Source organism: Pseudomonas sp. SBT1-2 (genome assembly GCF_028640875.1).
Classification (GTDB): Bacteria; Pseudomonadota; Gammaproteobacteria; order Pseudomonadales; family Pseudomonadaceae; genus Aquipseudomonas; species Aquipseudomonas chlororaphis_I.
This window is the reverse complement of record NZ_JAQZAA010000018.1, coordinates 22146-47782: the sequence shown is the minus strand read 5'-3', so window position 1 is coordinate 47782 and position 25637 is coordinate 22146. Positions and strand designations below refer to the sequence as shown.

The following is a 25637-nucleotide window of genomic DNA, read 5'->3' as shown; positions in this document are numbered from 1 at the left end:
TCGCTGACCCGCGAAACGCCGTCAACGGCACAAGGTTTTATCCAGAAGGCCCGCAAAAAGCTCGGTACAGCTTGGCAGAGCCCTGTGACGAACAAGAGGGGAGACGATGAAGGCAGTTATTTTGGCGGGTGGCCTGGGTACGCGCATCAGCGAGGAGTCCCATCTCAAGCCCAAGCCGATGATCGAGATTGGTGGCAAGCCAATTCTCTGGCACATCATGAAGCAGTACTCCGCCCACGGCATTCACGACTTCGTGATCTGCCTGGGCTACAAGGGGTACGCGATCAAGGACTTCTTCGCCAACTACTTTCTGCACACCTCCGATGTCACCTTCGACATGCGGGAAAACCGCATGGACGTTCACCAGAACTACAGCGAGCCCTGGCGCGTGACGCTGATCGACACCGGTGAGGAAACCATGACCGGCGGCCGTCTGCGCCGGGCCGGGCGTTACCTGGAGAACGAAGAAGCCTTCTGCTTCACCTACGGCGACGGTGTGTCCGACCTGAATATCGGCGCCCTGGTGGACTTCCACCTGGCCCACGGCAAGCACGCGACCGTCACCGCGGTGCAGCCGCCCGGCCGTTACGGCGCTCTGGAGCGCGACGGCGACAGCGTCCTGGGCTTTACCGAAAAGCCCCGCGGTGACGGTGGCTGGATCAACGGTGGCTTCTTCGTGCTGTCGCCCAAGGTGTTGCCGCTGCTGAGCGCCGACGACACGGTGTGGGAAGCCGAGCCGCTGACTACCCTGGCCCGGCAAGGCCAGTTGCACGCCTTCCAGCACGACGGCTTCTGGCATCCGATGGACACCCTGCGTGACAAGAACCACCTGGAGCAGCTCTGGCAGAGTGGGGAGGCCCCATGGAAGCAATGGGACTGAGCCCGCAATTCTGGCGCGGCAAGCGGGTCCTGCTGACCGGCCACACCGGCTTCAAGGGCAGCTGGCTGACCCTGTGGCTGCAAAGCCTGGGGGCCGAAGTCAGCGGTTTTTCCCTGGACCCTGCGACCGAGCCGAGCCTGTTCGAGCTGGCGCGGGTCGCCGAGGGCATCAACGACCAGCGTGGCGACCTGCGCGATCTTGGCGCCTTGCTGGAGCTGATCGCCGAGACGCAGCCGGAAATCGTCCTGCACCTGGCGGCGCAACCGTTGGTACGCGAGGGCTATCGTGACCCGCTGGGTACTTACTCGAGCAACGTGATGGGCACCCTGAACCTGCTGGAAGCGATCCGCCAGGTCGGCGGCGTGCGCGCCTGCGTGCTGGTGACCACCGACAAGGTCTACGCCAACCAGGAATGGCTGTGGCCCTACCGCGAAAACGAAGCCCTGGGTGGGCATGACCCCTACAGCAGCAGCAAGGCGTGCTGCGAATTGCTGGCGCAGTCCTATGCCGCCTCATTCTTCCCGGCCGACAAGTACGCCGAACACGGCCTGGCCCTGGCCACGGCGCGTGCCGGCAACGTGCTGGGCGGCGGCGACTTTGCCCCGGAACGGCTGATTCCCGATGTGCTCAAGGCCTGGTCGGCCGACGAGCCGGTGACCCTGCGCTACCCGCAGGCGGTGCGCCCGTGGCAGCACGCCCTGGAGCCACTGGCCGGCTACCTGCAACTGGCCGCCGGGCTCTACGAACAAGGGCCGCAGTTCGCCGGGGCCTGGAACTTCGGGCCAAGCGAAGTGGACATGTGCAGCGTCGGCGAAGTGGTCGAGTTGCTGGCCGCGCGCTGGCCGGCGGCCCCCGGCTTGCGCATCGAACCGAGCGACCTGCACGAGGCCGGCCTGTTGCGCCTGGACAGCAGCCGCGCACGCCAGCTGCTGGCCTGGCAACCGCGCTGGTCGCTGCAGCAATGCCTGGCGCAGACCCTGGATTGGCACCTGGCCTGGCAACGTGGCGACGATATGCGCGCTGTGACCCTCGCCCAACTGAACCTGTATCGGGGCGCGCTGTGAGCGAGTTTTCCTTGAAACAGCTGCCGCTGGCCGGGCTGTTCAGCGTCCAGCACAAACGCTTCGAAGATCAGCGCGGACACTTCGCCCGGCTGTTCTGCGAAGGCAGTCTGAGTGCATTCGGCAGCGAGTTTCATATCCGCCAGATCAACCATTCCTGTACCCGCGAGAAGGGCAGTGTGCGCGGTCTGCATTACCAGAACGCCAATGCGCCGGAAGCCAAGCTGATTACCTGTCTGCGCGGCGAGGTGTGGGATGTGGCGCTGGATCTGCGTCCGGACTCCGAGACCTTTCTGCACTGGCACGCCGAGCACTTGAAGGCCGGCGATGGCCGCAGCCTGCTGATCCCGGCCGGATTCGCCCACGGTTTTCAGACCCTCACCGACGACGCCGAGCTGCTCTACCTGCACAGCGGCGATTACACGCCGGAGCACGAGGGCGGTCTGTCGGTGAATGATCCACGGCTGGCGATTGCCTGGCCGTTGCCTGTCAATAATCTGTCGGCCCGGGATTCCAGCCATCCCGCGCTCGATCAACACTTTGCTGGAGTGCGTCTATGAACTGCCGTGGGTGCGCCGCACCGCTGAGCCTGCCGTTGATCGACCTCGGCACCTCACCACCGTCCAACGCCTATGTGCATGCCGAGCGTCTTGAACAGGCCGAGCAATGGGTGCCGCTGAAGGTTGCCGTGTGCCAGCAATGCTGGCTGGTACAGACCGAGGATTACACCAGCGCCGAAAGCCTGTTCGATGCCGAATACGCCTATTTCAGTTCGTTCTCCAGCACTTGGCTGGCCCACGCCGAGCGCTATGTGGCCGAGATGGTCGAGCGCTTTGGCTTGACGGCTGACAGCCGTGTGGTGGAAGTCGCCGCCAACGACGGTTACCTGTTGCGGTACGTGGCCGCTCGCGGGATCAAATGCCTGGGCGTCGAGCCGACCCGCAGCACCGCGCAAGCCGCGCGGGAAAAAGGCCTGGAGATTCGTGAGCTGTTCTTCGGTCGCGACACCGCCGCGCAGCTGAAAAACCAAGGCTGGGCGGCGGACCTGATGGCGGCCAACAATGTGCTGGCCCATGTACCGGACATCAATGATTTCCTCGGTGGTTTCGCGACGCTGCTCAAGCCGACCGGCGTGGCCACCTTCGAATTCCCGCAACTGCTGACGCTGATGGCCGGCGCGCAGTTCGACACCCTATATCACGAACACTATTCCTATCTGTCGCTGACCGCGGTGCAGGCACTGTGCGAGCGCAACGGACTGGAAGTCTTCGACGTCTGCCAGCTGCCGACCCATGGCGGTTCGCTGCGGGTTTTCGTGCAGCGCAAGGACGGCGAACGCCGCGCCGTGCAACCGGCGGTGCAGCAGCAGTTGCAAACCGAGTTCGACGCGGGCGTGAAGACCCCCGAGTACTACGCAACCCTGGCGCCGGCCGCCGAGCGGATCAAGCATGAGCTGCTGCGCTTCCTGCTCCAGGCCAAGGCCGAAGGCAAGCGCGTGGTGGGTTACGGCGCCGCGGCCAAGGGCAACACCTTGCTCAATTACGCCGGGGTCAAGCCGGACCTGCTGGCCTGGGTCGCCGACGCCAGCCCGCACAAGCAGGGCAAGTTCCTGCCCGGCAGCCGGATTCCGGTGGTTGCGCCAGAGCGTATCGACAGCGAGCGCCCGGACTATGTGCTGGTGCTGCCGTGGAACCTGTTGCAGGAAGTCAGCGAGCAGCTGGCCCACGTTCGCCAGTGGGGCGGACGTTTCGTGATCGCCGTGCCCGAGTTGAAGCTGCTGTGAGTGGCTTGAAGGTACTGGTCACCGGGGCCAGCGGATTTGTCGGCCGGCATCTGGTCGCCGCCTTGCTGGCCCGCGGCTGCCAGGTACGGGCGCTGGCCCGTGATCCACAAAAGCTGGCCGCCATGCCCTGGGCTGGAGCGGTAGAGCGGGTGGCCGCGGACGTGCATGCCGCCGACAGCGATATCGCCTCCCTGGTCGACGGCGTCGATGCCCTGGCGCACCTGGCCTGGCCGGGGCTGCCGAACTACAAGGCGCTGTTCCATCTCGAGCACAATCTGATGGCCGACTACCGGTTCATCAAGGCCGCGGTCGAGGCAGGCGTGCCCCAGGTCATGATCACCGGTACCTGTTTCGAATACGGTATGCAGAGCGGTCCGCTCGACGAGCAGACACCGGCGCAGCCGAGTAATCCCTATGGGTTGGCCAAGCACAGCCTGCGGCTGTTCCTGGAAAACCTGCAGCAGCAGCTGCCTTTCACCTTGCAATGGGCGCGGCTGTTCTATCTGCATGGTGTTGGGCAGAACCCCAACAGCCTGCTGGCCGCCCTGGACCGGGCGATCGACGCCGGCGATGCGGTGTTCGACATGTCCGCCGGCGAACAGCTGCGCGATTACCTGGCCATCGAGGATGCCGCCGCCAGCCTTGCGGCGCTGCTGCAACGGCGGGATTTTTCCGGGGTGGTCAACTGTTCCAGCGGCCAGCCGATATCGGTTCGCGCGCTGGTCGAACGACGGGTGCGCGAGCGCGGCTCGATGATCCGCCTGAACCTGGGGCATTACCCCTATCCCGCCCATGAGCCCATGGCGTTCTGGGGGGCGAACCAGCGCCTGCAACAACTATTGGGAGCAGAACATGGGGCATGAGTTGTATCGGGTCATGGACCTGCCGGTGCTGCAGAACCGTACCTTCGCCGATGCGCAGAGCGCCAGGGCGTCGGCCTCTGCCGACATGGTGCTGGTGCAGGACGAGGAGAGCGGCCTGATCTTCAACCAGGCTTTCGACCCCGACAAGCTGAGCTACGACAGCGACTACCAGAACGAGCAGGCCCACTCGGCGCAGTTCCAGCGCCACCTGCAGGATGTCGAGGGCATCATCGCCCGGCATTTCAAGGGCCGCGAGTTGATCGAGGTCGGTTGCGGCAAGGGCTATTTCCTCGAGCTGCTGCGTGAGCGGGGCTACCGCATTACCGGTATCGACCCGGCCTACGAGGGCGATAACGCCGATGTGATCAAGGCGCCCTTTACCCGTGGCCTGGGCCTGTCGGCCGATGCCGTGGTGTTGCGCCATGTGCTGGAGCATATCGCCGACCCGCGGGCGTTCCTGGCGGAGATGGCCGAGGCCAACCAGGGCGGGCAGATCTACATCGAAGTGCCGTGCTTCGACTGGATCGTCGAGCATCGCGCCTGGTTCGACGTGTTCTACGAGCATGTGAACTACTTCCGCCTGGATGACCTGCGGCGGATGTTCGGCACCGTACACGAAGCCGGTCACCTGTTCGGCGGCCAGTACCTGTACGTGGTGGCCGACCTCGGCACCTTGCGTGAGCCGGGCGAGACAGCGGTTGCGCGCCTGGAGATGCCGCTGGATTTCACCGCCAGCATCGAGCGCGCCAAGCAGATCATCCAGGCCCAGCCCGAGGCGGGTTCGGCGATCTGGGGCGCGTCGTCCAAGGGCGTGATCTATTCGCTGTTCCTGCAGCGCGCGGGCGTTTCGGTGGACCAGGTGGTGGATATCAATCCGGCCAAGCAGGGCCGTTACCTGCCCCTGAGCGGCGCCCGCGTGTCGTCCCCCGAAGAGGTCATGGCGACCTTGCCCGAGGGCGCCAACCTGTTTGTGATGAATTCCAACTATCTCGACGAAATCAAGCGCATGACCGATGGGCGTTATGTCTATCACGCAGTCGACAGCGCTTCGTTCCAATGACGTTTATTGAGACCCGACCATGACCGACAACAGCATCAACCAAGCCTTCGAAGCCGAGTGCCAGGAGCAGATCCGCGCCCAGGGCGAAGACCAGAAACTCAAGGGCCTGGCGCGCGACTTCTTCAACGAGTCCGCCGGCCACAAGTACAGCTATCACTTCTCCTGGATGGGCCGCCCGATCATCCAGCTGCCCCAGGACATGATGGCCATGCAGGAGATCATCTGGCGGGTCAAGCCGGACCTGGTGATCGAATGCGGCATCGCCCACGGTGGCTCGATCATCTACTACGCCTCGCTGCTCGAACTGCAGGGCCACGGCGAAGTGCTGGGCATCGACCTGGATATCCGCGCCCATAACCGCGAAGCCATCGAAAGCCATCCGATGAGCAAGCGGATCAAGATGATCGAAGGCTCGAGTATCGATCCGGCGATTGCCGAGCAGGTGCGTGCCGCGGCCGCGGGCAAGAAAGTCATCCTGGTCCTGGACTCCAACCACACCCACGAGCACGTGCTCGAAGAGCTGCGCCTGTATGCGCCGCTGGTGTCGGTGGACAGCTACTGCGTGGTGATGGACACCGTGGTCGAGGATATGCCGGCGGACTTCTTCCCGGACCGTCCATGGGGCCCGGGCGACAACCCGAAAACCGCGGTCTGGGCGTACCTGGAAGAGAACCGCGACTTCGAGATCGACTACCAGATGCAGAACAAGCTGCTGATCACCGTGGCGCCGGATGGCTATCTGCGTCGCGTTCGTTGAATTCAATGGTTTGCAGGTAACAGCACTTTGCCGGTTGTGGGGAAACACTGATGCAGGTTCAAGACAAGGCTCAAAACACTAGCGCACCGTTGAGCGAGCGTTTCACGCTGGTGGTGATGTCCCACAATCGCAAGGCGTTCTTGCGCCGCACCTTGCAGTACTACAGCACCTACCCCTGCAAGATCCTGGTGCTGGACTCTTCGCTGCACGCCGACGAAAGCCTGGCCGGGCAGTTCCCCCAGGTCGACTACCGGCATCTGCCGCAGTACACCTACAAGGGCCTGCAGGACAAGCTGACCTACGGTGTCGGTCAGGTGACGACGCCGTACATGGTGTTTGCCGCCGACGACGACTTCCTGCTGCATGGCGCGCTGACCGAGTCGGTGGAGTTTCTCGAAGCCAACCCCGACTACGGCCTGTGCCACGGCTACGGGATGATGTACCTGGCCCGCGCCGCCGAGGTGAACTACTACCGGCGCGATTGCCGGGTGATCGAGGACTACGCCTCGGAAGATGCCGGCGAGCGGGTCATGGCGTTCATGAGCCATTTCCTGCCGCCGTTCTACGCGGTGACCCGCACCGACCTGCTGCAACAGTGGTACAGCCTGCTGCCGCCGGGGACCAGCTTCGAATGGCAGGAAATCGGCCATACCTTCTTCCTGCTGGCCTCGGCCAAGGCACGGATCCTGCCGATCCCGTTCGCCGTGCGGGAGGTCAACTACAACGCCTCGGAGCACAACACCGATGTGTTGACGGTGCTGACCTACGGCGACGCCAAGTCGGTGGCCCAGCGCGAGGCGTTCGCCGGGTTCCTGTCGTCGTTGCCCACCGGCTTGAGCGCCCAGGGGCCGCAACAGGCCAAGCAGCTTGCCCTGGACAGCTTCAGGGCCATGGCCGAGTGCCTGCTCACCGGGCGCTCGCTCAATGGCAAGATGATTTTCCGTTCGGCCTGGGTCGAGCCCGGGGCCGAGCCGGTGCGTTCGTTCGGCCCGGAGCAGTTCGTCGAGATGCCGTTCTACAACAAGCCGATGTTCGACCTGTTGACCGAGTTCGAATTCCTCATGCATGCGATGCCGGCTGGCCGCCTGCAGCTCCAGGAGCTTGAAGGCGTACTGCTCAAGCAGCAGGAACTGATGCAGGTACAACCCAACGACACCGACCGCACCCTGCGCAGCCGCTTGTGGGAGGCGCTGTCGTGCAACCTGTTCAACCTTGAGGTGGTCCGGCGTCTGGCGGCCTCGCTGCAGGCTTCCACGGAGCAGGACTCCGAGGAGCAGAACGATGCCCGCAAATTGCAGGCCTGGGCCGAGCGCCTGGCGTCGGTGCCTTTCCAGGACGGCCCGGGGCTGCTGGAGAACATGCCTTCGGGTCGCCTGCTGAAGTGGCTGGAGGCGCGCAACCCCGAGGCGCAGCAGCTCAAGGCGATCAACGAGCACCTGGCCCGGCACAACGGTGGACCGAGCTTCGGCATCCTGCTGCTCGACCTCGACGCGGACATGGTCAAGTTGCAGGCGACCTTCGACAGCCTGGTCAACGGCCATTGCCGCTCCTTCCAGGTGGTGGTCTTCACCACGGGCGACCTGCCGGCGACCACCACCGCCAAGGACACTGTGCATTTCGTCAAGGTCAGCACCAGCAACTATGTGGAGCGAATCAACCAGGTCGCGGCGCAATCCTCCCGTGACTGGTTGCTCCTGGCCCGTGCCGGCGAGCGTTTCACCGCCAGCGGCCTGCTGCGCGCGAGCCTGGAACTGCTCGGCGCGCAAGGGTGCCGCGCGGTGGCCATGGACGAAATCCACTACGGCGCCGATGGCGCGCTGAAGGATGTGTTCCGCCCGGGTATCAACCTCGACCTGCTGCAAAGCGTGCCGGACATGATGGCCGGCCACTGGCTGATTCGCCGGGATGTGCTGGCGGCTGCCGGCGGCTATTCGACGGCCTTTCCACAAGCCATGGAATACGACCTGCTGCTGCGCCTGATCGAAGACGGCGGGCTGGCGGGCCTGGCCCACCTGGCCGAACCGCTGTTGCTCGGCCAGGCCCCGACAGCAGAGGAGAACACCCAGTACAGCCAGGTGTTGACCCGTCATCTGGGCAAGCGTGGCTACCGGGCCCAGGTCAGCTCGGCGCAAACCGGCGTCTACCAGATCAACTACGGTCATGGCGAACGTCCACTGGTCTCGATCATCCTGCGCAGCGAAGACAACCTGGAGCAGTTGCAGCCTTGCCTGGTCAGCGTGCTGCAACGCACGCGCTACCAGCGTTACGAAGTGGTCATCGGCGACAACCATAGCCAGTCCGCAGAACTGGCCGACTGGCTCACCAGCCTGGAGCAGAAGGGCGATCGTATCCGCGTGCTGCGCAGCCCGCAGTGCCTGAGCGGCGCGGCGCTGTACAACGCGGCGAGCCAGGAGGCCCGCGGCGACTACCTGGTGCTGCTGGCGGCCGACGGCGAAGTGGTCAATGCCGACTGGATGGAGAGCCTGCTCAATCAGGCGCAGCGGCCGGAAGTGGGGATCGTCGGCGCGCGCCTGGTGGATGCCAAGGGTGGGACCACCTCGGCCGGCCTGGTGCTCGGGCTGAACGAGCATCTGGGCGCGGCATTCGCCGGTGAGCCGAAAGGCGCCAGTGGCTACCTGAACGGCTTGCTGGCCGAACAGAACTATTCGGCCGTCTCCGGCGCCTGCCTGATGATTCGCAAGGACGTCTACAACGCCGTCGGCGGCCTGGACGAAGAACATTTCGCCGAGGCATTCGCTGATGTCGACCTGTGCCTGAAGGTCGCCGAAGCCGGGTTGTTGACGGTCTGGACCCCGCAGGTGCAGATCCTCCATCCGGGCACCCTGGCGGACGATGCCCAGGCCGCGGCGGCGCTGCGTGACAAATGGCAGGCCCGCTTCGAGCACGATGTGGCCTACAACCAGAACCTGAGCCGGAGCGGCAAGGGCTTCACCCCTGGCGCTCCTGCCAGTGTCGACTGGGCACAGCTGCTCGCATAAGCCTGGCTGACAGGAAAAAGGACTCAAGGCATGTTCAACGGCAAATCGATTTTTATCTCCGGCGGCACCGGTTCGTTCGGGCGCAATTTCATCCGGCGTCTGCTGGAGCAATACCAGCCCAAGCGGGTGGTGGTGTTCTCCCGCGATGAACTGAAACAGTACGAAATGCAGCAGACCTTCAATGCGCCCTGCATGCGTTATTTCCTTGGCGACGTGCGCGATGCCGAGCGCCTGCGCCAGGCCATGCGCGGGATCGACTATGTGGTGCACGCCGCGGCCCTGAAGCAGGTGCCGGCCGCGGAATACAACCCCACCGAGTGCATCCGCACCAACGTCAACGGCGCGGAAAACATCATCGCCGCGGCCATCGACAATGGCGTGAAGAAAGTGGTCGCGCTGTCCACCGACAAGGCGGCCAGCCCGGTCAACCTGTATGGCGCGACCAAGCTGCTGTCGGACAAGCTGTTCGTCGCGGCGAACAATATCGCCGGCGACCAGCCGACCCGTTTTGCCGTGGTGCGCTACGGCAACGTGGCCGGCTCCCGGGGTTCGGTGGTGCCGTTCTTCAGCAAGCTGATCGCCGAAGGCGCCCGCGAGCTGCCGATCACCGACGAACGCATGACCCGTTTCTGGATCACCCTGGATCACGGGGTGCAGTTCGTGCTCGACAGCTTCTCGCGCATGCATGGCGGTGAAGTCTTCGTGCCGAAGATCCCGTCGATCCGGATCGTCGACCTGGCGCGTGGCATGGCGCAAAACCTGCCGCACAAGCAGGTGGGCATTCGTCCGGGGGAAAAACTCCACGAGCTGATGGTGCCGCTGGATGACGCGCGCATGACCCTGGAGTTCGCCGATCACTACACCATCCAGCCGTCGATCCGCTTTACCAACGTCAATGTCGATTTCGCCGTGGACGGCCTGGGCGAGCGCGGGCGACCGGTGGACGAGCAGTTCGAATACCGCTCCGACACCAATCCGCATTTTCTCTCGGTGGGCCAGATCGCCGAGCTGCATGCCGGGCTGTCGGCATGATTCCCTACGGGCGCCAGAGTCTCGACCAGGCGGACATCGATGCGGTGGTCGCGGTGCTGCAGTCCGACTGGCTGACCCAGGGGCCGACCATCGAACGCTTCGAACAGGCCATGGCAGCCCGCTGCGAGGCCGGCCATGGGGTGGCGGTATGCAACGCCACGGCGGCCTTGCACATTGCCTGCCTGGCCGCCGGGCTGGGACCGGGAGACCGGCTGTGGACCACGCCCAATACCTTCCTGGCCTCGGCCAACTGTGGCCGTTATTGCGGCGCCGAGGTGGATTTTGTCGATATCGATCCGCACACCTGGAACATGGATGCCCGGGCGCTGGCGCACAAGCTGGAGGCCGCCGAACGCACGGGCCGCCTGCCCAAGGTGGTGGTGGCGGTGGCGTTCTCCGGGCAAAGCTGCGACATGCGCGCCATGGCGCAGCTGGCGCAGCGTTATGGCTTCGTGCTGATCGAGGATGCCTCCCACGCGGTGGGTGCCTCCTATGCCGGGCGGCCGGTGGGCTGTGGCGAATTCGCGACGATGACGGTGTTCAGCTTTCATCCGGTGAAGATCATCACCAGCGCCGAGGGCGGCATGGTCCTGACCAACAGCCCGCAACTGGCGGACCACCTGCGGCGCTTGCGCAGCCACGGCATGACCCGCGACCCGGCGCAGATGACCGAGCCCAGCCACGGACCCTGGTACTACCAGCAGACCGAGCTGGGCTTCAATTACCGCATCACCGATCTGCAGGCGGCCCTGGGCTTGTCCCAACTGGACAAGCTCGATGCGTTCATTGCCAGGCGCCGGCAGCTGGCGGCCCGTTATGACCACCTGCTGGCCGATCTGCCGCTGACCCTTCCGCAGGCTCAGGAGCAGGCGCAGTCGGCATGGCATCTGTACGTGGTGCGCTTGCAACCCGAACGCATCCGCCGCTCCCATCGCGAGGTATTCGAGGTATTGCGCGAGGCCGGGGTCGGGGTCAATCTGCATTACATCCCGGTGCATCTGCAGCCGTATTACCGCGACCTGGGATTCGCCGCGGGGGATTTCCCCGAGGCCGAGCGCTACTACGCCGAGGCCATCAGCCTGCCGCTGTTTCCGGCGCTGGAGGATGAGCAGCAGACGTATGTGGTCGAGCAATTGCGCCAGCTTATCCAGGAGCCCGCCCAGCCTTGAGTGCCATCGCCATCATTCCCGCCCGTGGCGGCAGCAAACGCATCGCGCGCAAGAACCTCAAGCCGTTCGACGGCGTGCCGATGATTGCCCGCTCGATTGCGACGGCGCTGTGCTCCGGGTTGTTCGATCAGGTGCTGGTCAGTACCGACGACCCGGAGATCGCCGAGCTGGCCAGGGCCTGCGGCGCCACGGTGCCGTTCATGCGCCCGGCCGAGCTGGCGGACGATTTCACCGGCACTGGGCCGGTGATCGTGCATGCCTTGAATACGTTGCGCGAGCGTGGCGAGACCTTCGATTACACCTGCTGCATCTATGCCACCGCGCCCTTGCTGCAGCTGCGCTACCTGCGCCAGGGCCTGGCGGCGCTGGAGGCTCATCCTGAGAAGTCCTTCGCGTTTTCCGTGTGCAGCTTCGCGTTTCCGGTGCAGCGGGCCCTGACCCTCGACGAGCAGGGCGCGCTGACCTCGCTTTATCCGGAGTTTCGCAACACGCGCTCCCAGGACCTGCCGCCGGCCTATCAGGATGCCGGGCAGTTCTACTGGGGGCGCAGCGAGGCCTGGCTGCGCGGCGACCTGGTGTTTTCCCCGCTCAGCCTGCCGGTGATCCTGCCGCGCCATCTGGTGCAGGACATCGACACCGAGGAAGACTGGCTGCGCGCGGAGTACCTGTACGCGGCGCTAAAAGCCGGTGGAGAGCTGGAGTGAGGGTGCTGATCCGGGCCGATGCCTCGCCGGCCATTGGCAGCGGCCATATCGCCCGCTGCCTGACCCTGGCCAGGGCGTTGCGCGAGCAGGGCGCCACAGTGGCATTCGCTTGCCGAAGCTTGCCCGGGCAGCAGTTGGATCGTCTGGCCGAGCTGGGTTTCCTGACGTTCGCCCTGCCGGCGAGTTATCCGGGTGAATGCGCGCAGGACATCGAGGCGCCGCTGCCCTGGCAGGCGGATATCGCCGCCTTGCAGGCTGCGTTGCAGGATCAGCCGCGATTCGACTGGGTGCTGGTCGATCACTACGGCCTCGACTGGCAGTGGCAGCAGGCGGCGCGGCAATGGGCGCCGCGGATTGCCGCCATCGATGACCTGGCCAACCGACGGCATGCCGTCGACCTGTTGCTCGACCAGAACTTCAGCGGCACACCGCAGGCCTATGCCGATTTGATCGACGCTGAGTGTCGGGCGCTGCTGGGGCCGCATTTCGCCTTGCTGCGCGAGGAGTTTCGCTGCCCGCCGATCGCCATTCGCGAGCGAGCGAATCGGGTGCTGGTGAATTTCGGCGGTTTCGATGCGGCCAGCCAGACATACCAGGCGATGCTGGCCTTGAGTGCGTTCGACGGCCTGGAAGTGGATTTTGTCGCCGGGGCTGGTAACCCGGCCTGGGCGCAGATGCAGGAACTGGCGGCCGGTCGTGGGCATTGGCGCTTGCACGCCTATGTCAGCGACTTTTCCCGCTTGATGGCCGAGGCCGACCTGTTTATCGGTGCCGGCGGCGGCACCAGCTGGGAGCGCGCCGCCCTGGGCCTGCCGACCCTGTGCATCAGCGTCGCTGGCAATCAAGAGGCTAATGCCCGGCTGTTGGCCGAGGCAGGCATGCATGTCTACCTGGGGCCCAGCGAGAAGGTGAGCGTCGAGCAGATCCGTCAGGCGGTCGCGGCGCTCGTCGGCGATTACCCGCAGCGCCAGAGCCTGGCGCAACGCTCCCGGCAATTGGTCGACGGGCAGGGCGCATCGCGGGTGGCGGCGGCCCTGTTCGAGATGACCCGCAATCCATTGCGCCGTGCCGGGGATGACCCGGCCACCGGCGAATTTACGCGTGAATCGAAGGAAAACCCCAATGACTAGTTTCAAGATCGGCTCGCGCTCGATTGGCGCCGGCTCGCCGCCGTTCATCATTGCCGAGATGAGCGGCAACCATAACCAGTCGCTGGACGTTGCCCTGCAGATCGTCGAGGCGGCGGCCAAGGCCGGCGCCCATGCCCTGAAATTGCAGACCTATACCGCCGACACCATGACCCTGGACCTGGAGCATGGCGAATTCTTCATCAAGGATCCGGCCAGTCTCTGGGCCGGTTCCTCGCTGTATGCCCTGTATGAAAAGGCCCACACACCCTGGCAGTGGCACGCGCCGATCTTCGCCCGCGCCAGGGAGCTGGGGATGCTGGCGTTCTCCACGCCGTTCGATGAGAGCGCGGTGGACTTCCTCGAAAGCCTCGACGTGCCGGCCTACAAGATCGCCAGTTTCGAAAACACCGACCTGCCGCTGATTCGTCGGGTCGCGGCCACCGGCAAGCCGCTGATCATTTCCACTGGCATGGCCAGCATCGCCGAGCTGGACGAAAGCGTGCGCGCCGCCCGGGAGGCGGGTTGCAAGGACCTGGTGCTGCTCAAGTGCACCAGCACCTACCCGGCTTCGCCGGAGAACAGCAACATCCTGACCATCCCGCATTTGCGCGAGCTGTTCGGCTGCGAGGTCGGTTTGTCCGATCACTCCATGGGCGTCGGGGTTTCGGTGGCCGCCGTAGCGCTGGGCGCCACGGTGGTGGAGAAACACTTCACCCTCGACCGCGCCGCCGGCGGGGTGGACGCGAGTTTTTCCCTGGAGCCGGCGGAGCTGCACAGCCTGGTGGTGGAAACCGAACGTGCCTGGCAGGCTCTGGGCCAGGTGCGTTACGGCGCGACCGAGGCCGAGCGGCAATCGGTGTTGTACCGCCGTTCCCTCTATGTCACCCGCGATATGGCGGCGGGGGAGGTGTTCAGCGGCGATAACGTCAGGGCCATCCGTCCGGGCCTGGGGCTGGCCCCCAAGCACATCGACGCAGTCCTCGGGCGTTGCGCGCGCCAGGCCCTCAAGCGCGGTACCGCACTGGATTGGGCATTTGTCGAATAGCCGTTTGTATGGCTGATTCGGCAAAATAGCGTGACCTGCGAGTCATAACGCGCATCTTCACTGTATTGTATTGACCGGGGAGATGGCGCCTGGCCGGTAAACGGTGCAGTGATAGCCTTCTATTCTTCCCGCTGTCGCCCGTCAGGGGCGCCAGGATGTCTGTTTGTCGGCAGCCCCGGTCCCGGTGGTCGGGGTATTCAGCTGTTTATTATTGGGAAGCCGTAATGATTGGCATAAAGAGCATTGCGAGCTACGTGCCTGTAGCCGGCGTAGACAATTACGCACAAGGTGCAAAATTCGAGAAGGATGAAGAGTTCATCCTGGGCAAGATCGGTTCGGCCTTCCTGCCGCGCAAAGACGCCACGCAGGAAACCTCGGACCTGTGTGTCGAAGCAGTCAATGCGCTGTTCGCCAACAACCCGCAACTGTCGCGCGAGTCGATCGACGCGCTGATCGTCGTCACCCAGAACGGCGACGAAGAAGGCCTGCCGCACACCGCCGCCATCGTCCAGGACAAGCTGGGCCTGCCGACTCACGTCGCGGCCTTCGATATTTCCCTGGGCTGCTCCGGTTATGTCTACGGCATCTACGCGCTCAAGGGCTTCATGGAAGCCGTGGGCCTGAAGAACGGCCTGCTGGTCACCGCCGACCCTTACTCGAAGATCGTCGATCCGGAAGACCGCAACACCACCATGCTGTTCGGAGATGCGGCGACCGCGACCTGGATGGGCGAAGACGCTCCCTGGCAGCTGGGCAAGGCCAAGTTCGGCACCGACGGTTCCGGCGCTCCGCACCTGAAAGTCACCGATGGGGTGTTTTTCATGAATGGTCGCCAGGTGTTCAACTTTGCCTTGCTGAAAGTCCCGGCGCACTTGAACGAGTTGCTGGATGAGTCGGGCCTGAAGGAGGAGCAGATCGATGCGTTCTGTATCCACCAGGGCAGTGCGGCGATCGTCGACGCCGTGGCGCGCCGTTTCGAAGGCGAGCCGGAAAAGTTCATCAAGGACATGGTCGAGACCGGTAACACCGTGTCGTCGAGCATTCCGCTGCTGCTGGAAAAGCACGTGCTCGAATCGAAGTGGCAACGTGTGGCCCTGAGTGGCTTCGGTGTGGGGCTGTCCTGGGGGTCGGCGATTATCTATCGCCCATGAGTTGATCCCGCGGCATCCAAAAATAGCGCCCAGGGTGTACCCTGAGCGCTATTTTTTTTGCATGAAGATAGGCGAGACAGCATGAGCGAAAGCTTCGAGGGCAATGCCCAGGCAATACAGGCTCGCTGGCCACGACTGCTTGAACGGTTGCTGGCGGAAGACAGTGCCGGGTTGCAGGCGGATCTGGTCGAAGGCCTGGGTTCGACCTTGAGTATTTCCGGCATTCAGCTCACCAGCCGCCACGATCGCACGGCGGAAGCACGAACCCAGGCGGCGAGCCTGCCGGCCGACAGCCCGGTGATCCATCTGTACGGCACCGGCTTGGGCGACTTGCAGCAGATACTGCTGGAAAACCCGGCGCTGCAACGTTTGCAGGTGCACATCCTGAACGGCGCCGTATTTGCGCTGGTACTGCAATTGCTCGATCAGCAGGCCTGGTTGAACGATCCTCGAGTCGAACTGGGGTATGCCGGCGATCTGGCGGAAATCCAGTTGCCGTTCTTTGCCTTGCCCTCCGAGCTGGTGCTGGCGGATGACTACAACGCCAAGATCCGCGATCGCCTGGTCAGTGAGGTGCACCTGGCCTTCAATAATCGTGACTTCGTGGCCGATTCCCCGGAGGTCACCCAGCGCCTGCAATCGAGTGCCGAGTTGGTGACCGGCGACAGTGACGTGGCCGAGTTGTTCGGCACCCAGCCGGGGCGCGAGGTCTTTGTGATTGCCACCGGGCCGAGCCTGGAACGGCATTTCGAGCGCTTGCGCGAGATTCGTGCCCAAGCCCGGCGCCCTCTGTTTATCTGTGTCGATACCGCCTACCGGCCGCTGCTCAAGCAGGGGATCGAGCCGGACATTGTGGTCAGTATCGATCACCGGATTTCCGGCCTGCACCTGCCGCCAGAAAAATCGGCAGCCATCACCCTGGTCTATCTGCCGATGGTCGATCCGCAGATTCTGACGCTCTGGCAGGGGCCGCGGTATGTCGGGTATTCCGCCAGCCCGATTTACACGCGGATGCGCGAGCAACTGCCCAAGGCACAGTTGTATGTCGGTGGCAGCGTGATTCATCCGGCGGTGGACCTGGCGGTAAAAATGGGTGCCGAGCAGGTCACCCTGTTCGGTGCCGACTTTGCCTTCCCGATGAACAAGACCCATGCCGGCTGGCTCGACGGTGAGCTGGGGCCGCAGTTGGGCGCGGCCAGGCACTGGGTGCTGGATGGGCATGGCCAGCGGGTCAGGACCCAACTCAATTTCCGCAGTTACCTGTGCGAGCTGGAGCGCTTTATCGCCGGTCATCCGCGGGTGCGCTTCTATAACAGCAGTCGGGACGGGGCGATGATCGCCGGGACGACCTATCATCCGGAGTTCAGCCAATGAGCGGAATCGAAGGGTTGATCGCCCGCTTGCAGCAATGCGCCCAGGGCTTTCGCCTGGGGCGTGATGTTGAGGCGGCCATGACCATGGTCCAGTTGATGGGGGCGATCCAGCCGGTGATCGATAGCGCGTCGCAAGAGCAGCGCCAGGACTGGGAGGCATTGCTTGGCCTGATGTTCGAATGCCAGCAAGAACAAAACTGGCTGGCCCTGGCCGACTACCTGCAATACGAATGTGTTGAAGTGCTGCGTTCCCTCTCGACGGGCTGAAATATTTCCTGCCTGCCCGGGCGACCTCCTCGCTCGGGCCCTCTCCGGCATTTTTCTGGCGTCATTTTTCCACGGCTTAAGAACGCCGAGCCCTTGATTTACGAGGGGTGGCACGCTGATGGCAAAATTTTTTGAAAATCCCCTAAAGCAACTTGCATTGCCGACGATAACTATTACGAAGGTTCTCTAGGCCATACCCGGCGGTTGCCAGGGCCGGAAGCCGCAGTACCCAACCAACGAGGAATTCGTCATGGCTTTAACAGTAAACACTAACGTCACATCGTTGAACGTTCAGAAGAACCTGAACCGTGCTTCCGACGCTCTGTCGACTTCGATGACTCGCCTGTCTTCCGGCCTGAAAATCAACAGCGCAAAAGACGACGCCGCCGGCCTGCAAATCGCTACCCGTATGACTTCGCAGATCCGCGGTCAGACCATGGCGATCAAAAACGCCAACGACGGTATCTCCATCGCTCAGACCGCTGAAGGCGCGATGCAGGAATCCACCAACATCCTGCAACGTATGCGTGAACTGGCCGTTCAAGCACGAAACGACTCCAACGGTACTGCTGACCGTGTTGCACTGAACAAAGAATTCGCTTCGATGTCGGACGAGCTGACTCGTATCGCCAAGTCGACCAACCTGAACGGCAAGAACCTGATCGACGGTACTGCTGGCACCATGACCTTCCAGGTCGGTTCCAACACCGGTGCTACCAACCAGATCACCATCACTCTGGCCAGCGGCTTCGACGCTACCACCCTGGGTGTTAACTCCGGTGCTATCGCCATTACCGGTAACAACAGCACCACCGCCGAAGCCAGCTCCAAGGCTTCGATCGACGCGATCGACAAGGCTCTGGCAACCATCAACTCCAGCCGTGCTGACCTCGGTGCTGCACAAAACCGTCTGACCAGCACCATCTCCAACCTGCAGAACATCAACGAAAACGCCAGTGCTGCACTGGGTCGCGTACAAGATACCGACTTCGCTGCTGAAACTGCACAGCTGACCAAGCAACAAACTCTGCAACAAGCTTCCACCGCAGTTCTGGCACAGGCCAACCAACTGCCGTCCGCTGTACTGAAGCTGCTTCAGTAATAGCTGACTAAGCTTTGGCGGGGGAGTGCGCTGGTCGTGCTCTCTCGCTTTTTACTTTAAGAGGTGATGGACATGGATATGAGCATGAAGCTGAACTTGTCTTATCCTGCGGCCAAGCCGGCAACGCCTGTTGCTGACAAGCCTGTGGAGAAGCCTCGAGCGGACGTTGTGGCGCTGCCGACTGTCAAGGAAGAGAGTAAGAGTGCGCAAACCGAGCAGGACAAACTGAAAATGGCCATTAAGGAAATTGAAGAGTTTGTGCAATCGGTCAAACGTAACCTGGAATTTTCTATCGACGAGCCTTCTGGCAAGGTTGTCGTCAAGGTCATTGCCAGTGACTCCGGTGAGGTGATTCGTCAGATCCCCAACGAAGAAGTCCTGAAGTTGGCCAATAGTTTGAATGATGCGAGCAGCTTGTTGTTCAGCGCTAAAGTCTGACAGCTGGCATGAAAATTGTTGCTATGTTCTTTTGGACGTTGTAATGGTCAAAAGACCGGCGACACACTGAAGGGAGATCTCCATGGCAAGTCCAATTCTACCGGGTACCGGTCTAGGCTCCGGCCTCGATACCGGTGCTATCGTCAAAGCCTTGGTGAACGCTGACAAAGCGGCCAAGCAAGGTCAGATCGACCGGGGAACTGCGAACAACACCGCAAGCATCTCCGGCATTGGCACCTTGAAGTCCTTGTTGTCGACCTTTCGGACCACCATTACCGAACTCAGCAGCAAAACCAACCCGCAGTTTCCCGGCTATGCCGCCACTACTTCCGACAACAAGTATGTAACAGCGGTCGCTGGCAATACCGCGGTCAATGGCAACTATGTTGTCGCTGTGCAGAATCTTGCGACTTCCTCGAAAGTCACCAGTGCTGCCTTCGCTGGCGGTACTACAAGTGCTATTCCGACTGGTACCCTGAAAATCAGTCAAAATGGCACTAACTACAACCTCGATGTAAAAGCCGGCGCTACCCTGCAGTCGGTGCGTGACTCGATCAACGCCGACGCATCGCTCAAAAGCGCGGGTATCAGCGCGAACATCGTGACCGACTCCTTTGGATCGCGTCTGGTGGTGGGCTCGACCACTACCGGTGCGGGCTCCGATATTTCCCTTAGCGGTATTGCTGGCCTGGAAATCGACGGCAGTACTGTCGTTGGTGCTCCCGGTTCGCCGATGACTGCGACCTCTGCCGGTTCCATTGGTGCCCTGGCAGTGGATGCCAAGTTCACCGTCGACGGCATGGCGCTGACCAGCAAGAGCAACTCGGTGGACAAGGCGGTTTCCGGGATGACCTTCAACCTGGTCGCTCCAGGTACCTCGACCATTACCGTCGCGGCCAACACCGATGGCTTGAAGGCTTCGATCCAGAAGTTCGTCGATGCTTACAACGCAGTGGCCAACAGTGTTACCGCGCTGACCAAGCCGTCCCTGGATGACGACGGCAAGCCGACCATCCCGGCCCAGTTGACTGGCGACTCGTTGCCACGCTCGATCTTGGCGGCCATTCGTGCGCCGCTGTCGGAAGTCGGGTCCGGCGACAAGCTGACCGTTCTGGCGCAGTTGGGGATTACCACCAACCAGAAGACCGGTGCCCTGGACTTCGACTCCACCAAGTTCACTGCGGCGATGAACGACAAAAAGCTCGGTGGCGAGGTGCAGACCCTGTTCACTGGTGAAAACGGCCTGCTGGACCGCATGGACAAGGCCATCGCGCCTTTTGCCCAGACTGGCGGCGTTCTCGATCAGCGCACCACTGCGCTGAACAAGACCAAGACCAAGCTGGCTTCGGATCAGGCTGCCCTGGACCGCCGTATCGAGACCCTGACGGCAGTACTGACCAAGAAGTACAACGACATGGACACCCTGGTGGGCAAGTTGAAAGCCACCGCCAGCAACATCACCTCGATGTTCGAGGCGTTGACCGCGCAACAGAAAGGCTGATTGATACAAGGCGACAAAAGCCCGGCAACGTTCATGACGTCCCGGGCTTTTGGCTTTTGATCTAAAGTTTTTTGACGCCAGGTCGATACGCTGGTTATACGAACCCTTGAGTTTTGATGAGGTAGAACATGAATCCGATGTTAGCCCTTCGGCAATACCAGAAGATTGGTGCCCAGGCGCAGACTTCCGAAGCCAGCCCCCATCGTCTGGTGCAGATGCTGATGGAAGGCGGCCTGGATCGTATCGCCCAGGCCAAGGGGGCGATGGAGCGCAAGGATATTCCCAACAAAGGTATATTCATCAGCAAGGCCATCGGCATTATCGGCGGCTTGCGTGAAGGGCTCGATCTGGAAAAGTCACCTGACACCCTGGGTGATCTAGACAGCTTGTACACTTACATGATGACGCGCCTCACCGAGGCGAACATCAAGACCGATCCAAAGATTCTCGACGAGGTCGCCGATCTGCTGCGCACCGTCAAGGAAGGCTGGGACGCCATCGCTGCGCCGGGTCCGCAGTTCTAAGGAGATCACCATGAGTCTTGTATTGCAGCGCATCGAAGAAACCCGTGAAGCACTGGTCGCCGCCCTGGCCGAGCGTAACTGGGAAGCGATCGGTCAGTTGGATCTGGCCTGCCGTTCCTGCATGGAAGACATCTTGAGTGAAACTCCGGAAGATGAAGCCGCGTTGCGCGAGAATCTGCAGGAGCTGCTTGGGGTTTATCGGCAGCTTCTGGAAGTGACGACAGGGGAGCGTCAGGCGATAGTCGACGAGATGTCGCAGATCCATCAAGCACAGAACGCAGCAAAGGTTTACCATCTGTTCGGTTAATTAACCCCTAAGTTAATCCGAATCCAGTGCGCCATAAATTTGACTGTGCACGCTTTTTTGACTTAACTAGTGGCTGTTTTCAGATTTCAGACGTCTACCAGGCTCAAAATGCCTACAAGCGTCTAGCTTGCCCTGATTCCGGGCATTGAGTTGACTAGGGAAGTTGCTATTGCATGTGGCGTGAAACCAAAATTCTGCTGATTGATGACGATAGCGTCCGCCGCCGCGACCTGGCGGTGATTTTAAATTTTCTTGGCGAAGAAAATTTACCCTGCGGTAGCCATGACTGGCAGCAGGCTGTCGGCTCATTGTCATCAAGTCGTGAAGTAATCTGTGTCCTCATCGGGACTGTAAATGCTCCTGGTGCACTTTTGGGCCTGTTAAAGACACTCTCAACCTGGGATGAGTTCCTTCCAGTTTTGTTAATGGGCGATAATTCTTCCATTGACTTGCCGGAAGACCAGCGTCGTCGAGTGCTTTCCACCCTGGAAATGCCCCCCAGCTACAGCAAGTTGCTCGATTCCCTGCACCGTGCCCAGGTCTATCGTGAGATGTACGATCAGGCCCGCGAGCGCGGTCGCCATCGCGAGCCCAACCTCTTTCGCAGTCTGGTCGGCACCAGCCGGGCGATCCAGCATGTGCGGCAGATGATGCAGCAAGTGGCCGATACCGACGCCAGCGTGCTGATCCTCGGCGAGTCCGGGACTGGCAAGGAAGTGGTTGCGCGTAACCTGCACTATCACTCCAAGCGTCGCGAAGCGCCGTTCGTGCCCGTCAACTGTGGCGCGATTCCGGCCGAGTTGCTTGAGAGCGAACTGTTTGGCCATGAGAAGGGCGCCTTCACCGGAGCTATCACCAGCCGTGCCGGGCGTTTCGAGCTGGCCAACGGCGGCACCCTGTTCCTCGACGAAATCGGTGACATGCCGCTGCCGATGCAGGTCAAGCTGTTGCGCGTGTTGCAGGAGCGTACCTTCGAGCGCGTGGGTAGCAACAAGACCCAGAGCGTCGACGTGCGGATCATCGCGGCGACTCACAAGAACCTCGAGAGCATGATCGAGGTCGGCAGTTTCCGCGAAGACCTGTACTACCGCCTGAACGTGTTCCCGATCGAGATGGCGCCGCTGCGTGAGCGCGTGGAAGACATTCCGCTGCTGATGAACGAGCTGATCTCGCGCATGGAACATGAGAAGCGCGGTTCGATCCGCTTCAACTCCGCGGCGATTATGTCGCTCTGTCGCCATGGCTGGCCGGGCAATGTTCGTGAGCTGGCCAACCTGGTGGAACGCATGGCGATCATGCATCCCTACGGTGTTATCGGCGTGGTCGAGTTGCCGAAGAAATTCCGCTATGTCGACGACGAAGACGAGCAGTTGGTGGATAGCCTGCGCAGCGACCTGGAAGAGCGGGTGGCGATCAATGGCCACACGCCGGACTTCGCCGCCACCGCCATGCTGCCGCCGGAAGGCCTGGACCTGAAGGACTACCTCGGTGGTCTGGAGCAGGGCCTGATCCAGCAGGCGCTCGACGATGCCAACGGCATTGTCGCGCGGGCTGCGGAGCGCCTGCGTATCCGCCGCACCACGCTGGTGGAAAAAATGCGCAAGTACGGCATGAGCCGTCGCGAGGGTGATGAACAGGCGGATGATTGACGCCTGTTTTTTAACCTGTTGAAAACCGGGCGGTTTTTTTTCGGCACGGGTATTGCTAAGTCTCTCTCAACGTTCCGTTTAACTGACGGTCAGCCACGCGAGAGAGCACGATGCCCCAAGCCGCCCAGATGTCTCCTGTTCCTGAAACCCAGGGGCAATCGTCGTCCGTAGAGCAGGCAAGCCGGCTTGGCCTTGAGCAGGCGTTCGCCTTGTTCAACCAGATGTCGAGCCAGCTTACCGACTCCTACAGCATGCTTGAGGCTAGGGTGACCGAGCTCAAGGGCGAACTGGCCGTGGTCAGCGCCCAGCGCATGCAGGAGCTGGCGGAAAAAGAGCGTCTGGCCAACCGTCTGCAAAACCTCCTCGATCTGCTGCCTGGCGGCGTCATCGTCATCGACGCCCAGGGCATTGTCCGTGAAGCCAATCCTGCCGCCTGCGACCTGCTGGGCCTGCCTCTCGAGGGCGAGCTATGGCGGCATGTGATCGCCCGCTGCTTCGCGCCACGAGAAGACGACGGCCATGAAATTTCCCTGAAGGACGGGCGGCGATTGTCGATCGCCACTCGTTCTCTGGATGCTGAGCCAGGCCAGCTGGTGCTGCTCAATGACCTGACTGAAACCCGTCACCTGCAAGATCAGCTGGCCCGTCATGAGCGCCTGTCGTCCCTTGGGCGCATGGTGGCGTCCCTGGCGCATCAGATTCGTACGCCATTGTCCGCCGCGCTGTTGTACGCCAGTCACTTGACCGAGCAAGAACTGCCCGTCGCCACCCAGCAGCGCTTTGCCGGGCGGCTGAAGGAGCGGTTGCATGAGCTGGAGCATCAGGTCCGCGACATGCTGGTGTTCGCCCGGGGCGAACTGCCGCTGACCGATCGCGTGACGCCCAAGGCGCTGCTGCAATCGCTGCAGGCAGCGGCCCTGACCCATGTGCAGGACGTGCCCGTGCGCTGGCAGTGCGACAGCCATGCCGGCGAGTTGCTGTGCAACCGCGACACGCTGGTGGGGGCGGTGCTCAACCTGATCGAGAACGCGATCCAGGCGAGTGCCGGCCAGGTGCGCCTGAAAGTCCATCTTTATACCCGTGGCAGCAGCCTACGGCTGTGCGTCAGCGATAGCGGCAGTGGTATCGACGCTGCTGTGCTGGAGCGCCTGGGTGAACCGTTTTTCACCACCAAGACCACGGGAACCGGCCTGGGCCTGACAGTCGTCAAGGCGGTGGCGCGTGCCCATCAGGGAGAATTGCTGCTGCGCTCGCGTCCTGGGCGCGGCACATGTGCGCTGGTGGTTCTGCCACTGTTCTGCGGCGCTCAAGGAGTGGAGTGAAGGTAATGGCAATTAAGGTTCTACTGGTTGAAGACGATCGCGCCCTGCGCGAGGCCCTGGCGGATACGCTGCTGTTGGCCGGTCATGACTACAAGGCGGTCGGCAGCGCGGAAGAAGCGCTGGAGGCGGCGTCTGGCGAGTCGTTCAGCCTGGTGGTCAGCGACGTCAATATGCCGGGCATGGATGGCCATCAGTTGCTGGGCCTGCTGCGTGCGCGCCAACCGCAATTGCCAGTCTTGCTGATGACCGCCCATGGCGCGGTCGAGCGGGCGGTCGAGGCCATGCGTCAAGGCGCCGCCGACTACCTGGTCAAGCCCTTCGAGCCCAAGGCCCTGCTGGATCTGGTGGCGCGACATGCCCTGGGTTGCCTGGGGGCGGTCGAGGGTGAAGGGCCGGTGGCATTCGAGCCGGCCAGTGCGCAGTTGCTCGAGCTGGCGGCGCGGGTCGCTCGCAGCGATTCCACGGTACTGATCTCGGGCGAGTCCGGTACCGGTAAAGAGGTGCTGGCGCGCTACATCCACCAGCAGTCCCATCGCTCCAGCCAGCCCTTTATCGCCATCAACTGCGCAGCGATTCCGGACAACATGCTCGAGGCCACACTGTTCGGTCACGAAAAGGGTGCCTTTACCGGCGCCATCGCCGCTCAGCCTGGCAAGTTCGAACAGGCTGATGGCGGCACCCTGCTGCTGGACGAGATCTCCGAAATGCCCCTGGCTTTGCAGGCCAAGCTGCTGCGGGTGCTGCAGGAGCGCGAAGTCGAGCGGGTCGGGGCGCGCAAACCCATTGCCTTGGATATCCGGGTGGTGGCGACCACCAACCGCGACCTGGCCGGCGAAGTGGCGGCGGGGCGGTTCCGGGAAGACCTTTACTATCGGCTGTCGGTATTCCCGCTGGCCTGGCGTCCGCTGCGCGAGCGCACCGCCGATATCCTGCCGCTGGCCGAGCGCCTGCTGGCCAAGCACGTCAATAAAATGAAACACGCTGCCGCCCGGTTGTCCGCCGAGGCGCAGGCATGCCTGCTCGGTTATCCGTGGCCGGGCAATGTGCGTGAACTGGACAACGCCATCCAGCGTGCGCTGATCCTGCAGCAGGGCGGCCTGATCCAGCCGGAAGATTTCTGCCTCGGCGGGCCGCTGGCCTGTGCGCCGTTGCCGGCCATGGCGCCCGCCGTGGTAGCAGCGGTGCGCAGTGCGCCGGTGGAGGCCGAGGTGCCGCCCGCCGAGTCGGCGGGGGGCTTGGGCGACGATCTGCGGCGCCGGGAATTCCAGATGATCATCGACACCTTGCGGGCCGAGCGCGGCCGGCGCAAGGAGGCGGCCGAGCGCCTGGGTATCAGCCCGCGAACCTTGCGCTACAAGTTGGCGCAAATGCGCGATGCCGGAATGGATGTCGAGGCGTATCTGTTTGCAACATGAGTCGTTTAAGGCTGAAGCCGTGCAGGCTTTTGTTCGGTGTCTCCGCGGAGCTGGCACCCTTGTTGCTAACACCTCACTAACCGCTGCGTGAGTGTCAAAAAATTG

23 protein-coding genes and 1 pseudogene are annotated in these 25637 nt (G+C 62.6%); all 24 read left to right on the top strand.

Annotated features, from left to right (window positions below; all coding sequences use genetic code 11):
* Nucleotides 1-106 precede the first annotated feature (106 nt).
* The 24 genes and pseudogenes from rfbF to PVZ78_RS01605 all read left to right on the top strand — a co-directional run bounded on the left by rfbF (nucleotide 107) and on the right by PVZ78_RS01605 (nucleotide 25532).
* A complete protein-coding gene (gene rfbF, locus PVZ78_RS01720) occupies nucleotides 107-880 on the top strand; it encodes a glucose-1-phosphate cytidylyltransferase (RefSeq protein WP_009047679.1) in 774 nt (257 codons plus the stop codon).
* Entirely contained in the window at nucleotides 862-1944 is a 1083-nt protein-coding gene (gene rfbG, locus PVZ78_RS01715; protein WP_101281987.1) for a CDP-glucose 4,6-dehydratase, read from the top strand. The genes rfbF and rfbG overlap by 19 nt, the downstream gene beginning before the upstream one ends.
* Entirely contained in the window at nucleotides 1941-2501 is a 561-nt protein-coding gene (locus PVZ78_RS01710) for a dTDP-4-dehydrorhamnose 3,5-epimerase family protein (RefSeq protein WP_273828149.1), read from the top strand. The genes rfbG and PVZ78_RS01710 overlap by 4 nt, the downstream gene beginning before the upstream one ends.
* The gene (locus PVZ78_RS01705; protein ID WP_273828148.1) at nucleotides 2498-3724 is read left to right on the top strand and encodes a class I SAM-dependent methyltransferase; all 1227 of its coding nucleotides are present in this window, start codon (nucleotides 2498-2500) and stop codon (nucleotides 3722-3724) included. Before PVZ78_RS01710 ends, PVZ78_RS01705 begins: the two co-directional genes overlap by 4 nt.
* Nucleotides 3725-3729: 5 nt before the next feature.
* On the top strand, nucleotides 3730-4587 hold the full coding sequence (locus PVZ78_RS01700) for an NAD-dependent epimerase/dehydratase family protein (protein ID WP_028681939.1): 858 nt from the start codon (nucleotides 3730-3732) through the stop codon (nucleotides 4585-4587).
* Nucleotides 4577-5647, top strand: a complete 1071-nt coding sequence (locus PVZ78_RS01695; RefSeq protein WP_273828147.1) for a class I SAM-dependent methyltransferase — start codon at nucleotides 4577-4579, stop codon at nucleotides 5645-5647. Before PVZ78_RS01700 ends, PVZ78_RS01695 begins: the two co-directional genes overlap by 11 nt.
* Nucleotides 5648-5666: 19 nt before the next feature.
* Nucleotides 5667-6404 (top strand): cephalosporin hydroxylase family protein, encoded by a 738-nt coding sequence (locus tag PVZ78_RS01690; protein WP_016702264.1) that lies wholly within the window; start codon nucleotides 5667-5669, stop codon nucleotides 6402-6404.
* Nucleotides 6405-6454: 50 nt separating this feature from the next.
* Entirely contained in the window at nucleotides 6455-9403 is a 2949-nt protein-coding gene (locus PVZ78_RS01685) for a TIGR00180 family glycosyltransferase (protein WP_273828146.1), read from the top strand.
* A 30-nt stretch (nucleotides 9404-9433) separates the two neighbouring features.
* Nucleotides 9434-10435 (top strand): UDP-N-acetylglucosamine 4,6-dehydratase (inverting), encoded by a 1002-nt coding sequence (pseB, locus tag PVZ78_RS01680; protein WP_009047686.1) that lies wholly within the window; start codon nucleotides 9434-9436, stop codon nucleotides 10433-10435.
* On the top strand, nucleotides 10432-11604 hold the full coding sequence (gene pseC, locus PVZ78_RS01675) for a UDP-4-amino-4,6-dideoxy-N-acetyl-beta-L-altrosamine transaminase (protein ID WP_041987128.1): 1173 nt from the start codon (nucleotides 10432-10434) through the stop codon (nucleotides 11602-11604). Before pseB ends, pseC begins: the two co-directional genes overlap by 4 nt.
* Nucleotides 11601-12308: a pseudaminic acid cytidylyltransferase gene (pseF, locus tag PVZ78_RS01670; RefSeq protein WP_273828145.1), complete on the top strand. Its 708-nt coding sequence runs from the start codon at nucleotides 11601-11603 to the stop codon at nucleotides 12306-12308. Before pseC ends, pseF begins: the two co-directional genes overlap by 4 nt.
* Nucleotides 12305-13348: pseudogene (gene pseG / locus PVZ78_RS01665) on the top strand (UDP-2,4-diacetamido-2,4,6-trideoxy-beta-L-altropyranose hydrolase); the annotation flags it as partial. The gene pseF and the pseudogene pseG, both read left to right, overlap by 4 nt.
* 82 nt (nucleotides 13349-13430) lie before the next feature.
* A complete protein-coding gene (gene pseI / locus PVZ78_RS01660) occupies nucleotides 13431-14483 on the top strand; it encodes a pseudaminic acid synthase (RefSeq protein WP_009047690.1) in 1053 nt (350 codons plus the stop codon).
* Between the two features lie 224 nt (nucleotides 14484-14707).
* Nucleotides 14708-15634 (top strand): ketoacyl-ACP synthase III, encoded by a 927-nt coding sequence (locus PVZ78_RS01655; protein ID WP_273828143.1) that lies wholly within the window; start codon nucleotides 14708-14710, stop codon nucleotides 15632-15634.
* Between the two features lie 81 nt (nucleotides 15635-15715).
* On the top strand, nucleotides 15716-17008 hold the full coding sequence (locus PVZ78_RS01650; protein ID WP_273828142.1) for a motility associated factor glycosyltransferase family protein: 1293 nt from the start codon (nucleotides 15716-15718) through the stop codon (nucleotides 17006-17008).
* Nucleotides 17005-17274, top strand: coding sequence for a hypothetical protein (locus PVZ78_RS01645; protein WP_273828141.1), 270 nt, complete (start codon nucleotides 17005-17007; stop codon nucleotides 17272-17274). Before PVZ78_RS01650 ends, PVZ78_RS01645 begins: the two co-directional genes overlap by 4 nt.
* A 250-nt stretch (nucleotides 17275-17524) precedes the next feature.
* Nucleotides 17525-18376 carry a flagellin domain-containing protein gene (locus tag PVZ78_RS01640; RefSeq protein ID WP_009047694.1) on the top strand — a complete coding sequence of 284 codons (852 nt, stop codon included), beginning with the start codon at nucleotides 17525-17527 and terminating at the stop codon, nucleotides 18374-18376.
* Nucleotides 18377-18448: 72 nt separating this feature from the next.
* A complete protein-coding gene (locus tag PVZ78_RS01635) occupies nucleotides 18449-18814 on the top strand; it encodes a flagellar protein FlaG (protein ID WP_009047695.1) in 366 nt (121 codons plus the stop codon).
* Nucleotides 18815-18896: 82 nt separating this feature from the next.
* On the top strand, nucleotides 18897-20315 hold the full coding sequence (gene fliD, locus PVZ78_RS01630; protein WP_009047696.1) for a flagellar filament capping protein FliD: 1419 nt from the start codon (nucleotides 18897-18899) through the stop codon (nucleotides 20313-20315).
* Between the two features lie 128 nt (nucleotides 20316-20443).
* The gene (gene fliS / locus PVZ78_RS01625) at nucleotides 20444-20839 is read left to right on the top strand and encodes a flagellar export chaperone FliS (protein WP_016702257.1); all 396 of its coding nucleotides are present in this window, start codon (nucleotides 20444-20446) and stop codon (nucleotides 20837-20839) included.
* A gap of 10 nt (nucleotides 20840-20849) precedes the next feature.
* Nucleotides 20850-21146, top strand: a complete 297-nt coding sequence (gene fliT, locus PVZ78_RS01620; protein ID WP_009047698.1) for a flagellar protein FliT — start codon at nucleotides 20850-20852, stop codon at nucleotides 21144-21146.
* Nucleotides 21147-21319: 173 nt separating this feature from the next.
* Nucleotides 21320-22795: a sigma-54 dependent transcriptional regulator gene (locus PVZ78_RS01615; protein WP_007922638.1), complete on the top strand. Its 1476-nt coding sequence runs from the start codon at nucleotides 21320-21322 to the stop codon at nucleotides 22793-22795.
* Nucleotides 22796-22905: 110 nt separating this feature from the next.
* Entirely contained in the window at nucleotides 22906-24117 is a 1212-nt protein-coding gene (locus PVZ78_RS01610; protein ID WP_016702256.1) for a sensor histidine kinase, read from the top strand.
* 5 nt (nucleotides 24118-24122) lie between these two features.
* Nucleotides 24123-25532, top strand: coding sequence for a sigma-54-dependent transcriptional regulator (locus PVZ78_RS01605; protein WP_038631011.1), 1410 nt, complete (start codon nucleotides 24123-24125; stop codon nucleotides 25530-25532).
* Nucleotides 25533-25637: the final 105 nt, after the last annotated feature.